The organism is Deltaproteobacteria bacterium (genome assembly GCA_005879535.1).
Classification (GTDB): Bacteria; Myxococcota; Myxococcia; order Myxococcales; family 40CM-4-68-19; genus 40CM-4-68-19.
Map to the genome: position 1 here is coordinate 27,489 of VBKI01000093.1, position 12,843 is coordinate 40,331.

11 protein-coding genes are annotated in these 12,843 nt (G+C 68.3%); 8 read left to right on the forward strand and 3 right to left on the reverse strand.

All coding sequences use genetic code 11. The features are described from left to right. The first annotated feature begins 16 nt into the window (after positions 1 to 16). The 6 genes from E6J58_22340 to E6J58_22365 all read left to right on the forward strand — a co-directional run bounded on the left by E6J58_22340 (position 17) and on the right by E6J58_22365 (position 8,374). Entirely contained in the window at positions 17 to 691 is a 675-nt protein-coding gene (locus tag E6J58_22340) for an ABC transporter ATP-binding protein (protein ID TMB32727.1), read from the forward strand. A 196-nt stretch (positions 692 to 887) separates the two neighbouring features. After that, on the forward strand, positions 888 to 3,296 hold the full coding sequence (locus tag E6J58_22345; protein ID TMB32666.1) for an ABC transporter permease: 2,409 nt from the start codon (positions 888 to 890) through the stop codon (positions 3,294 to 3,296). 239 nt (positions 3,297 to 3,535) lie between these two features. Beyond that, positions 3,536 to 4,198, forward strand: a complete 663-nt coding sequence (locus E6J58_22350) for an ABC transporter ATP-binding protein (GenBank protein ID TMB32667.1) — start codon at positions 3,536 to 3,538, stop codon at positions 4,196 to 4,198. A gap of 5 nt (positions 4,199 to 4,203) precedes the next feature. Then, complete coding sequence (locus E6J58_22355) at positions 4,204 to 5,550, forward strand: sigma-54-dependent Fis family transcriptional regulator (GenBank protein TMB32728.1); 1,347 nt, start codon at positions 4,204 to 4,206, stop codon at positions 5,548 to 5,550. 41 nt (positions 5,551 to 5,591) lie between these two features. Then, entirely contained in the window at positions 5,592 to 6,854 is a 1,263-nt protein-coding gene (locus tag E6J58_22360; GenBank protein TMB32729.1) for a PAS domain-containing sensor histidine kinase, read from the forward strand. Between the two features lie 98 nt (positions 6,855 to 6,952). After that, a complete protein-coding gene (locus E6J58_22365) occupies positions 6,953 to 8,374 on the forward strand; it encodes a peptidase M48 (protein TMB32668.1) in 1,422 nt (473 codons plus the stop codon). A 5-nt stretch (positions 8,375 to 8,379) separates the two neighbouring features. Here the strand turns inward: E6J58_22365 and E6J58_22370 are convergent, their stop codons facing one another. Continuing rightward, positions 8,380 to 10,680 carry an EAL domain-containing protein gene (locus E6J58_22370; protein ID TMB32669.1) on the reverse strand — a complete coding sequence of 767 codons (2,301 nt, stop codon included), beginning with the start codon at positions 10,678 to 10,680 and terminating at the stop codon, positions 8,380 to 8,382. Positions 10,681 to 10,984: 304 nt separating this feature from the next. Between E6J58_22370 and E6J58_22375 the strand changes: the two genes are divergently transcribed. Further along, complete coding sequence (locus E6J58_22375) at positions 10,985 to 11,503, forward strand: hypothetical protein (protein TMB32670.1); 519 nt, start codon at positions 10,985 to 10,987, stop codon at positions 11,501 to 11,503. Positions 11,504 to 11,512: 9 nt separating this feature from the next. Further along, on the forward strand, positions 11,513 to 11,809 hold the full coding sequence (locus tag E6J58_22380) for a DUF2795 domain-containing protein (protein TMB32671.1): 297 nt from the start codon (positions 11,513 to 11,515) through the stop codon (positions 11,807 to 11,809). Between the two features lie 21 nt (positions 11,810 to 11,830). Here the strand turns inward: E6J58_22380 and E6J58_22385 are convergent, their stop codons facing one another. Both E6J58_22385 and E6J58_22390 read right to left on the reverse strand, forming a co-directional pair. Continuing rightward, positions 11,831 to 12,214 (reverse strand): oxidase, encoded by a 384-nt coding sequence (locus E6J58_22385; GenBank protein TMB32730.1) that lies wholly within the window; start codon positions 12,212 to 12,214, stop codon positions 11,831 to 11,833. A 43-nt stretch (positions 12,215 to 12,257) separates the two neighbouring features. Then, positions 12,258 to 12,830: a cytochrome c oxidase subunit 3 family protein gene (locus E6J58_22390; GenBank protein ID TMB32731.1), complete on the reverse strand. Its 573-nt coding sequence runs from the start codon at positions 12,828 to 12,830 to the stop codon at positions 12,258 to 12,260. Positions 12,831 to 12,843: the final 13 nt, after the last annotated feature.

Here is a 12,843-nt window from a genome sequence, read left to right on the forward strand (position 1 = left end):
CGATGCGTTGATCGAAATGCAGGACGTCGAGAAGGTCTTCCTCACCGACGAGGTGGAGACGCACGCTCTCTCGAACATCCATCTTGCGGTGCGGAAGAACGAGTGGCTCTCGATCGTGGGTCCCTCCGGGTCGGGCAAGACCACGCTCCTGGCCATCCTCGGCCTGCTCGACACCGCCACAGGCGGTCAGTACCTGCTCGACGCCAAGCCGGTGCAGGACCTGTCGCCCTCCGATCGCGCCCACGTCCGCAACCGCCACATCGGGTTCATCTTCCAGAGCTTCAACCTGATCGGCGACCTGACCGTCTTCGAGAACGTCGAGCTGCCCCTGACCTACCGGGGAATGGCGCCGGCGGATCGCAAGAAGCGCGTAGAGGACGCTCTCAATCGCGTCGGCATGAGCCACCGGGCGCGCCACATGCCCGGGCAGCTCTCGGGCGGCCAGCAGCAGCGCGTGGCCGTCGCCCGCGCCGTCGCCGGCGATCCCCTCATCCTGCTCGCCGACGAGCCCACCGGAAACCTGGACTCGAAGAACGGACAGGCGGTGATGAAGCTGCTCTCCGAGCTGCACCAGGGCGGCTCGACGCTGATCATGGTGACGCACGATCCGTCGTATGCGCGGCTCGCCACGCGCACCGTCTCGCTCTTCGACGGCCGCATCGTCGAGGAAACGGGATCCTCCGCCGCCTGAGGCCCGATGGTGAGCGACCTCAAGTTCGCGGCGCGCACCTTGAGGCAGGCAATCCGCGTCGCCCGCAGGGCGGGAATGCCGCTCGCGCCGAGCGCGACGACGCCGAGGAGCTCGGCAATGGCGAGGTAGGTACCGTGGACAATTCCGAGTCCCGCGAACTCGATCCGATGACTGCCCTGCGAACGGAGTGAACTTCATGGATCAACTGCTTCGCGATCTCCGCTTTGCGCTGCGCGCCCTCTGGCGAACCAAGGGCTTCACCGCCGCCGCGGTGATCGCCCTGGCTTTGGGCATCGGCGCCACGACTGCCATCTTCAGCGTGGTGAATTCCGTGCTGTTGCGTTCTTTCGGCTGGGGCGACGAGAGCCGGCTCGTCTCGGTCTACCGCACTTACGTGGGTATCGGGAGCGGCAAGGGAGGGCTTTCCGTCCCCGAGCTCTATGATCTGCCGCAGGCGCAGTCGCTGGAAAGTGTCGGGTCGTTCAACGCCGGGTCGGCGGCGCTGCAGGGTACTGACCGGGCGGAGCGGGTGCCGGTTGCGCGGGTGACCTCCGGCTTCTTCAGCGCGCTCGGCGTGCGTCCGCAGCTCGGTCGTGCGTTCGGCCCCGACGAAGATCTCCAGGGCAACGACGCGGTGGCGCTGCTGAGCGCCACTGCGTTTCGCCGGCGATTCGGCGGCGATCCCGGAACGGTCGGACGATCGGTGACGCTCGACGGCCGGAGCCGCCGGATCATCGGCATCTTGCCGGACGGCTTCGCCTTCAACGGCGCGCATGAGTTCTTCATCCCGTACGGCTTTACCCAGAACGACCGGCTCGTCGACCGCGGGGCGCATTACCTCCTCACCGTCGCGAAGCTGCGCGCCGGCGTGCGGCGGGATGCCGCCAACAAGGAGATCGAGCAGCTTTCGATCCGCATCGCGAAGGAACACCCGAACAACTACCCGCCCGAATTCCAGTCCATGCTCCATGTGGAGCCTCTGCGCGATCGCTTCGTGGCTTCTTCCCGCGAGCCCATCCTGGTGTTGTTCGGAGCCGTGCTCCTGGTGCTCTTGATCGCCTGCGGAAACGTCGCGAACCTCCTGCTCGCACGATCCGCGGGGCGCGAGCGGGAGTTCGCGCTGCGGGCGGCGCTCGGGGCGGAGCGGTCGCGCATCGTCCGCCAGCTCCTCACCGAGGGCCTGCTGCTCGCGGCGGCAGGCGCCGTGCTCGGGGTCCTGCTCGCGGCCTGGGGACTCGACGTGCTCCTCGCCGTGGCTCCCCGTCAGATCCGCCAGCTCGGAGACGTCCGCGTCGACGGATCCGTGCTCGCTTTCTCGGCAGGGCTGACGGTCGCGACCACGCTCGTGTTCGCGCTGGTGCCGGCGCTGCGGGCCAGCCGCGTCGACCTCGCGGCGTCGCTGAAGGAAGGTGGCCGCGGCACCGGCGGCGTGCCGGCGGCGCGCCTGCGCACGGCGCTCGTGATCGCGCAGGTGGCGATCTGCCTGTTCCTCCTGGTGGGGGCAGGGCTGCTGCTGCGCAGCTTCGCGCGCATCCTGCACGTCTCACCCGGGTTCGACGTGGAAGGCGCCATCGCCGCGGACCTTGCGCCCGCCGGACCCGCGTACGCAGACGCCGACGTGCGCGAACGTTATTTCGAGCAAGGCTTGCGCGCTGCCGCGGCGCTTCCGGGCGTGACCGCGGTGGGAGCAAACCTCATCCTTCCCACCCGCGGTAGGTTCGGGCAGACCATCGAAATCGAGGGATACGAGCGGGCCAGCGGGGAGCCGTGGCCGACCGACGAATTCCGCGCGGTACTGCCAGGATACTTCGTTGCGATGCGGCAGCGCATCCTGGCGGGCCGGGACTTCTCCGCCGCGGACGACGCGAAGGCGCCGCTGGTGGTCCTCGTGAATGATGCGTGGGCGCGCCGCTATTTTCCGGGCAAAGAGGTCGTCGGGCGGCGCATCAAGATCGACACCGAGCGGCATCGCGACGCTTGGTGGACCATCGTCGGCGTGGTGAGCGATGCCCGGGAGTACGGGCTCGACGAGGCGGTGCCGCCGGTCTTCTATTACTCCGCTCCGCAGGAACCGCCCGATCAGATGACGCTGGTGGTGCGCGGCCGGATCACCCCGGCGGCGGTCCGGCAGGCGCTGTCGCGCGTCGACCCGGCACAACCCGTCGATCGCGTGCTGCCGCTCGAGGACGTGCTCGCGAGCTCGCTCGCGGTCAGGAGATTTCCTCTGCAATTGCTCGCCGCGTTCGCCGCGCTTGCGCTGCTCCTCTCCGCGGTCGGGATCTACGGCGTCACCTCGTACGCTGTCGCCCAGCGGACCCGGGAGATCGGCGTGCGGATGGCGGTGGGCGCTTCCGCTGCGAGCGTGATGCGGATGGTGCTGAGCGGTGCGCTGCGCACGGTGGTCGCGGGCATCTGCGTCGGGGCCGTCGCTGCGCTCGCCGGATCGAAGCTGATCGCTTCCCAGCTCTACGGAATCAGCGCCCGGGATCCGCTCACGTACGCGGTGATCGCCGCGCTTCTCGGGCTCGTTGCCGTCGCCGCCAGCGGTGTCCCGGCGCTGCGGGCGACGCGGATCGATCCGATGGCTGCCCTCCGGGCGGAGTGAGACGATGGATACGCTGCTGCGCGATTTCCGGTTTGCCGGCGATTCCAGAGTCATCGGGCGGACGCTGACCATGGCGGCGAGCTGGCTGCCCGCGCGTCGCGCCACCCGGGTGGACCCGGCAGTGGCGCTGAGGTCGGAATAATGGCCGTCCTGGGCATGCTGCTGGTCGTCCTTGCCGCGGCGCAGGTCTGCGCGGCCGCGGTGATCGCAGTGGGCGCATTGCTGGCCCGGAGCTTGAGATGATCCGACTGCGCAACATCGAGAAAGCGATCAAGCAGGGCGCCGGGCAGATCTTCCTGCTCCGGCGCATCGACCTGGAGATCGCCGCCGGGGAGTTCGTGACGGTGATGGGTCCGTCGGGAGCCGGGAAGAGCACCTTGCTCGCCATCGTCGGGCTCCTCGATCACGCCTGGACCGGCGAATACGAGCTGTTCGGCGAGCAGGTGCACAAGCTGAACGCCAGGCAACGCGCGGAGCTGGCGAAACGCACCATCGGCTTCGTCTTCCAGCAGTACCACCTGCTCGACTCGCTCACGGTGGCAGAAAACCTGGAGGTGCCGCTCAGCTACCGCGACATGAAGTCGTCGGAGCGGCAGGCGCTGGTCGCGGATACGCTCGATCGCTTCGCGATCGTGGCGAAGAAGGACCTCTATCCAACCCAGCTCTCGGGTGGACAGCAGCAGCTCGTGGGCGTGGCGCGCGCGGTGATCGCCAAACCGAAGCTCTTGCTCGCGGACGAGCCCACGGGCAACCTGCACTCCGAGCAGGGCGAGGAGATCATGCGGCTGTTCCGCGAGCTCAACCGGCAGGGAACGACGATCGTGCAGGTGACGCATTCGGAAGTGAACGCCGGATACGGCAACCGTGTGGTGCGGTTGCGGGACGGTTGGATCGCGGCGTGACCCGGATCATCGCCGCCGACGATCAGCCCGACGTGCTCGAAGCGCTCCGGCTGCTGCTCAAGCGCGAGAGCATGGCCATGGTGCCGGCGACGTCTCCCGCGGGGGTGCTCTCGGCGCTCGAGCACGAGGACTTCGACGCGGCGCTCATCGACCTGAACTACGCCCGCGACACCACCAGCGGTGGCGAGGGGCTCGATCTGCTTTCGCGGCTTCGCACGCTCGATCCGACGCTGCCCATCGTGGTGATGACGGCCTGGGGCAGCGTGGAAGGGGCCGTGGAAGCGATGCGCCGCGGCGCCCGCGACTACGTGCAGAAACCGTGGGACAACGCCCGTCTGCTCGCCACGCTGCGGACGCAGGTCGAGTTGGGACGCGCCTTGCGCCGGAGCCGGCGCCTCGAGGAGGAAAACTCGCGGCTTCGCGGCAACGTGCCGCAGATGATCGCCCGGTCGCCGGCGATGCAGTCGGTGCTGCGCGTCCTCGAGAAGATCGCGCCCAGCGAAGCGAACGTGCTGATCACCGGCGAGCACGGGACCGGAAAGGAAGTAGTCGCCCGATACATCCACTCCGCGTCGAAGCGTGCCGGCCGGCCGCTGGTCACGGTCAACGCGGGCGGCGTCGCCGAAGGTGTCTTCGAGAGCGAGCTGTTCGGCCACCTCCGGGGCGCGTTCACCGATGCGAAGACCGACCGCGCCGGCGCCTTCGAGGTGGCCGACGGCGGCACGCTGTTCCTCGACGAGGTCGGCAACATGCCCATGCAGCAGCAGGCGAAGCTGCTGCGGGTCCTGCAGACGGGAGAGTTCACGCCGGTGGGGTCGAGCAAGGTGAAGCGCGCCGACGTGCGCGTCCTCACCGCCACCAATGCCCGCCTCCACGACGAGGTCGGGCAGGGCCGGTTCCGCGAGGATCTGCTCTACCGGCTCAACACCGTGGAGGTGCAGCTTCCGCCGCTGCGCGACCGCCTCGACGACATTCCCCAGCTGGCGCAGTTCTTCCTCAAGCGCATCGTCGAGCGCGGCGCGACGCCTGCTCGCCGGTTCTCCGCGGATGCGCTGCACGCGCTCGTCCGACATCCCTGGCGCGGCAACGTCCGCGAGTTGGAGCACGCCGTGGAGCGCGCGGTGCTGCTCGCGTCCGGCGAGGAGATCGGTCCGCAGGACCTGTTCCTCGGCGCAACTCCCCACGGGGCCGCCCTGATCGAGCGGATGACGCTCGACGATGCGGAGCGGCACCTGATCCAGCGCGCGCTGGCCCGCTGCGGCGGCAACGTCAGCGACGCGGCGAGAGAGCTCGGCCTGTCGCGCAGCGCCCTCTATCGCCGGCTGCAGCACCATGGTTTGAAAGCTTCGTGATCCGGCGGAAGAAGCGGCTGGCGCACGATCAGCACGTCTTTCTGCTCTCGCTTGCTGCGGGCGCGCCGGCGGTGCTTGCCTGCGTGCTGCTCCTCCACCTCTACGTCGACGACGGCAAGGTCCGCTGGACCGTGGGCGCCGTCGCGGTCCTGGTCTGGCTCTTCACGTCGCTGGCTCTCCGCGAGCGCGTCTTGCGCCCGTTGCAGACCGCGGCGAACCTGCTCGCGGCGCTCCGCGAGGAGGATTTCTCCGTCCGCGGGCGCGGCGCCCGGGCTGGCGATCCCTTGGGCGAGCTGCTCCTCGAGATCAACCACCTCGCGGACACCTTGCACGCCCAGCGCGTGGGGTCGCTGGAAGCGGGCGCGCTCCTGCGGCGCGTGATGGACGAGATCGAGGTGGCGGTGCTCGCCTTCGACGGCCGCGGCCGGGCGGTGCTGGCGAATCGCGCCGCCGGGAAGCTCCTCGGGATCCCTCTTTCCCTGCTCCTCGAGTCGGGTGGACTGGACGCGGGGCGGCTGCGACTGGAGGAAGCGCTCGCAGGGGAGTCGCCGCGAGTGATGGAGCTGAACCTTCCGGGCGCCAGCGGCCGCTTCGAAATGCGGCGCAGCACCTTCCGGATGGGAGGGTTGCCGCACCAGCTCCTCGTGCTCGCCGACCTGCGGCGCGCGCTGCGCGAGGAGGAGCGCCTCGCCTGGCAGCGTCTGGTCCGGGTGCTCGGCCACGAGATCAACAACTCGCTTGCACCGATCCACAGCATCTCCAGCGGCCTGAAGGGTGCGGCACCCGAGGACGTGGAGGCGGGTCTGGCCGTGATCGAACGGCGCGCGGAAAGCCTGATGCGGTTCATGAGCGCGTACACCAGGCTGGCGCGCCTGCCTCCGCCGCAGCTCGCTCCGGTCGACGTCGAGGAGTGGATCAAGCGGGTGGCGGCCCTGGAGAAGCGGATCCCGGTGAGCGTTCGCGGTGGTCCACCGGCCTCGGTCCAGGCCGACGCCGATCAGCTCGAGCAGCTCCTGATCAATCTCATCCGCAATGCCGCCGACGCGGCGCTGGAGACCGGGGGAGCCGTGGAGGTGAGCTGGAGCGTCGGCCAGCGACAGCTCGAGATCTCCGTGGTCGACGAAGGTCCCGGCCTCGTGAGCACCGCCAATCTCTTCGTCCCCTTCTTCACCACCAAGGCGAACGGGTCCGGCATCGGCCTCGCTCTCTCGCGGCAGATCGCGGAAGCGCACCAGGGATCGCTCGCGCTCGAGAACCGCCGCGACCGCCGCGGTGCGCGCGCTCGCTTGCGCCTTCCGCTCTGACGCGGCGTCGCCGCTGGAATACGCCCAACGTCGGACAGTCAAACGTACGGACCTTCCCCGCTGGCGGTCGTACCAAGGCCGCCTAGCTTTGGTGTTCCATGCGCATCCATTTCCTTCCGGTCGCCGCTCTCGCTCTCTGTTCCTGCTTCCGCAATCCGGCAACGGGCAAGATGCAGCTCGATCTGTTGTCCGAGTCGCAGGAGGTGGAGCTCGGCAAGCAAGCCAAGCAGGAAGCCGAGCAGGCCTACGGCATCTACAAGGAGAAGCCGGAGCTCAATCAGTACATCGCAGACATCGGCAAGCGGCTCTCCGCGGAGAGCGGGAGAGCGAGCCTGCCCTGGTCGTACGAGATCGTCGACGACGCGAGCGTGAACGCATTCGCGCTGCCTGGCGGGCCCGTGTTCATCACGCGCGGCATCCTGGGGCATCTGAACACTGAAGCGGAGCTGGCGGCGGTGCTTGGTCACGAGACGGGTCACGTGGCGGCGCGGCATTCGGCCAACCAGATGAGCAAACAGCAGGTCGCGCAAATCGGACTCGGCATCGGATCGATCCTGTCTCCGGCGGTTGCCTCGGCCGCTGGGGCCGCGAGCGCGGGTCTGCAACTCCTCTTCCTCAAGTACTCGCGCGACGACGAGACGCAGGCCGACGAGCTCGGCTTCCGCTACATGACGAAGGTCGGCTACGACCCGCGGCAGATGGTTCCACTGTTCGAGATGCTGGACGGCGTCTCGAAGGCAGCGGGCGCGGGCAAGACGCCGGAGTGGCTGCAGACGCACCCCGATCCGGGCAACCGGCTGGAGGCGACGCAGCAGCGGCTGAAGACGGAGCTGAAGGGTTCGCCCGAGGGGATGAAGGTCGAGCGCGACAAGTATCTGTCGATGATCGACGGAATTACTTTTGGCGAGGATCCGCGGCAGGGCTTCTTCAAGGGCGACACGTTCTACCACCCCGATCTGAAGTTCCAGTGGAAGCTCCCGTCGGGCTGGGCGCACCAGAACACGCCGCAGGCGGTGGCGGCGGCGAGCCCGAAGCAGGACGCCATCCTCCAGCTCTCGCCGGCGGGAAAGATGTCGCCGGACGAGGCCGCACAGAAGCTGTTCTCGCAACAGGGGTTCAAGGCTGGTCAGCCCGTCAACGTGAAAGGCGCGAAGCTGGCGCGCGCGTTCCAGGCGCAGACGCAGCAGGGCGCGATCGAAGGAGTGCTCGCCTTCTTCTCCTGGCAGGGGAACACGTATCTGATGGCCGGGTACACTCCGCAGGGCGGCCTCTCCAACTACGCGAACACGTTCACGGACTCGATGGGCAGCTTCAGCGAGCTCACCGACTCCAGCGCTCTCTCGGTGAAGCCGGGAAAGCTGAAGCTGGTGAAGATCGATCGCCCGATGTCGGTGACCGAGTTCCAGTCCAGTCATCCCTCCACGGCGAAGCTGGAAGAGGTCGCGCTGATCAATGGCGTGCAGCAGGGAGGGCAGATCCCTGCCGGTTATGCGAAGCAAATCGTGGGGGGGACGCAGTAAGGCAGCTACAGGCTGAGCTGCTCGAGCGGGACCGGACGGGAGAAGAAATACCCCTGGGCGCGCTCGCATCCGAGCCGCCGCAGGAGCTCCGCCTGCTGCAGGGTTTCCACGCCTTCCGCCACGACGTCGATCCCCAGGCTCTTTCCCAGCACGAGGATGCTCTGGACGATCTTGATCTTGCGCTCGTCGTCTCCCATGGCGCCGACGAAGGAACGGTCGATCTTGAGAGAGTCGATGGGCAGCTCGTGCAGGTAGCTGAGCGACGAATACCCGGTTCCGAAGTCATCGATGCACAGGCGCACGCCGGTGGCCCGCAGGTGCGTGAGCGCCGCCCGTGCCGCCGCGCCGTTTCCGATCAGCATGCTCTCCGTCAACTCGAGGCGAAGGCGCGACGGCTCGATCCGGCGGCGCGAGAGCATCTCCTTCAGCTCGGCGCAGAACTCCGGCTGGAGCAGCTGCCGGCCGGAAAGGTTCACCGAGAGTGAGATGCGCTCGGGCAGGGCCGCCAGCGCCCGGCAAGCCTCGTCCAACACCCAGCGCCCGAGCGGTACCACCAGGCCGGTCTCTTCGGCGAGCGGGATGAACTCGCTCGGCGGCACCAGTCCACGCTCCCGATGCTCCCAGCGCACCAGCGCCTCCACTCCCAGCGTCCGGCCGTTGGCGAGCTCGACGATGGGCTGGTAGTGGACGCGCATCTCGCCGCGCTCGAGAGCGCGGCGCAGCTCGTTCTCGATGCGCAGCTGTGCCATCGCCCGCTCGTGCATGGAGGAGTCGAACACGGCGTGCCGCGAGCCGCGCACCTTCGCCCGGTACATCGCGGTGTCGGCGTCGCGCAACAGATGCTCAACGCGCTCGGTCACGGGACCGCCCAGCGCGATACCGATGGAGGCTCCGGCGAACACCTCGTGTCCCTCGATGAGATAGGGCGGCGCCAGTGCGCGGTGAACCCGCTCGGAGACCGCGATCGCCTCCTCGTCGGTCGAGACGCCCTCGACCAGCAGGGTGAATTCGTCGCCCCCGAGCCGCGCCACGGTGTCGCCGGCGCGGCGGCAGCTCTCCAGCCGGCGCGCGATCTGGACGAGCAGTTCGTCGCCCGCGCGATGCCCGAGGCTGTCGTTCACCAGCTTGAACCGGTCCAGGTCGAGGAACAGCACCGCGAAGTGCGCCGCCTCGCGTCCCTTCGCCCGTGCGAACGCCACCTCGAGGCGGTCCTTGAAGAGAGCGCGGTTCGGCAAGCCGGTGAGCGGGTCGTAGAAGGCCGCCTGCAGCAGTCGGGCCTGCGCCTTGCGGCGCGCGGTCACGTCCGATGCCGCGACCAGGAGCGCGCGGTGACCCTCGAAGACGACCTCGTGAACCGAGAGCTCCAGGTCGTGGGCTTCTCCCGATGCCGTGCGATGCCGCTCGACCGCCGGCGATCCCGCGCGCTGCTCCGCGCCAGCACCGGGGTCCAGGCGGAGATCGGCGGAGCGCAGCGTCAGGAACTTCTCGCGCGGCCAGCCGTAATGCCGCACCGCCGCTTCGTTCACGGCGAGGAACGCGCCACTCTCCGCGTCCTCGACCCACATCGGCTGCGGATTGTTCTCGAAGAGGATCCGGTAGCGCTCCTCGGAAGCGCGGAGCGCATCGAGCACGCGCACCCGCTGGGTGACCTCGCGCGTGAGAAGCAGCGAGGCGGGGGCCCCGTGGTACTGCACCGGGCTGGCGCTGACCTCGAGGACGATGTCCACGTTCCCGCGGCGCAGCACGGTTTCGAAACGGCGGGCGCGCTCGATGGCGGCACGGCCGACGCCGGCATCCGACCAGAGCCCGTGAACGGAGCTGCCCAGCATGCGATCGCGGGGGACGCCGTACAGATCGCTCGCGCGCGGATTGGCGTCTTGGATGATCCCGGTGCGCGGGTCGACGACGATCAATGCTTCCGACACGCTCTCGAAAAGATCCCGGTAGCCTCGTTCCACCTTGCGCAGCATTCCCTCCGCGGGTTTTTGCTCGATGACGCGCCCCAATTCCGCGCAGGCACGGGTGACTCCCGACAGCAGCGCATCGTCGGGTGGCTCCGAGGCCGCCGAGAAGAATTCGACTGCCGCCACCGTCCGCTGATGGGCGACGGCGGGAAAAGCGAAGACCGCCCCCGCGCCATCCTCGGCATCGGGGCGCCACTGCGGAGCGCCGTCGCGCAGCACCTGTCCGGCGAGGCCCGATCCGCGCGTGCGCCGCCGCCGCTCCGCCACCGGCCTCAGGCTGGAAAGGCGCTCGGGCTGATCGAGGTGCCAGACGCTGCGCGGCGGCTCGTCGGCAGGGTCCACGAACTCGACCCGACCCGCCTGCCAACCCGTGGCCGCACAGATCCGTTGCAGCGCCGCGCGAAGGGCGTCTTCTCTGCTACCCGCGCGCTGTGCTGCTTCACGGATCGACCGCAGGAGCTGCGGTTCGCGAGCCTTTGGGGGAGGCTGCACCGGCGGAAGTTACGCACTGGTATGGGGTGGGCGGAAAGGGGCAGCGGGTGGTTCAGGCTGGGACGTTCTCCGCCGGCAGCGCACCCACGCGCCGCAGGAGGGTCGCGCCGGACGTGATTCCGAGCCTGTTGCCAACCGTTCGACTTCATGAACGATGATTTGGGTCACCTCCATACCGGCACGCACTGGAGACCGCCATGAAGGCATCCCTGCTCGTCGCTACGCGCTCATCGATTACACGCTCCATGCGAACCAGCTCGGCCAGACCGGCACGATCCGTGTCGAGAAGGACCAAGTCTCCTTCGAGCGACTGGAAGGCACGAACCGACGCACCCGCATTGAGCGCCAGGAAGGTACCATCGGCTTTCAACTCCAGGCTGTCGAGGCGCAACCGGGACAGACGCGAATCCGGATGAAGCCCTCCAGCTTCCTCGTGGGGATGCTGGTCGACCCCGTGTACTTCACGTTCGAGAGCGGTACCGGGAAGCTCGTCCGCCTGGAAGGCCGGGTCCCGCCCAAGGTCCGCGCCGGCAAAGGGTGGCGCGACTTTGATGCGCGCGTCGAGTACCGCTACGTCGCGGGCGAGTACAAGTACCTTGCGAAGGCCGCCGGCGCCGGCCGCCTGCCTCCCCGCATCCTTGGCGGGCTGGCCGCAAATCCGGGCCCACCGTAGGTTTCGACCATGGCAAGAGGAATCGGAGAGGATCCGAGGCGCAGCCCCGCGGCGCAACTTGCGCAGGTGGAATATCCGGTCACGCGCGAGGACCTGGTGGAGACCGCCGAGGACAACGAGGCGCCGGTCGAGGTGATCAACTTCTTCAAGGCGCTGCCGAAGGAACGCTACGGCTCGGCGGAAGAGGTGCTGCGCGACTTCGCCGAGGCCGAGCGGCGCTTTGCGCTGGGGAACGCTCCTGACGATCGCGGTCGGCGCGACAACATCGGCAAGGTCGCCGCGGAGGATCAGTCCAAACACCCGTGACGCCGGCCGCCGGCGCGAAGCTCACTCGGGCATTTCATGCTCGAGCAGACCTTCCGGCTGCGAGCGCTCCGTCCCGAACGGCGCTCCCGCCGGCGTGGCCGGGCGGAACCGCGTGGCCACGTCCGCCACAGTGAAGAAGAGGAGCAGGGCGACGAAGACCAGCGAGGTGACGAAAACCAGGCGCGTCATGCCCGACGAGTCTTTCAGGTGCATGAAGATGAGCGCCACCAGCACGCTCTTGGTGCAGGCGATGGCCAGCGCGATGAACAGCGCCCAGGTGCCGAGGTGCTGCTTGCCGGTGAACCAGGTCAGGAAGGTGAAGAACACCAATGCGATCCAGACGGCGATGTACCAGATCGCCGATAGCTCGTGCTCCTCGTGAAGATCCCCGGGATGGAGCGCCACCCCGGCCCGTCCGCTCGGTCCACTCTCGCTCACGCGCAGCTCCTCAGATCAGGTACAGCAGCGGGTAGAGGAAAATCCAGATCAGGTCGACGAGGTGCCAGTAGAGGCCGCCGAGCTCGAGCCCCGTGTAGTACTTCGAACTGTAACGGCCCTGGACGGTGCGCCAGAGGATCCAGGCGAGCACGCTCATCCCGATCACGACGTGCAGTCCGTGCAGCCCCGTCATCAGGAAGTAGAGCGAGTAGAACATCGCCGCGCCGGGCACCTTCACTGCCTCGAAGGCGTAGTACTTCCCGGGCAGCGCGCGCTCGTGGAAGTGTTCGGTGTACTCGATGGCCTTGATGCCGAGGAACCCGAGGGCGAAGAGGATGGTGAGGACGAGGCAGATCACCGCGGCGCGCTGCCGGTTGGTGCGCGCGAAGTGGATGGCGAGCGCGACGGTAAGGCTGGAGGTAATCAGCACCAGCGTGTTCACCGTTCCGGCGGTGAGATTCAGGTGCCGGCTGCACTCGGCGAACGCGAGCTGGAACTGGAAGCGGTACACCGCGTAGCCGCAGAAGAGCCCGCCGAAGAGCAGGATCTCGGTGGCGAGGAAGAGCCACATTCCCAGGCGCATCGCCTCGTTCTGG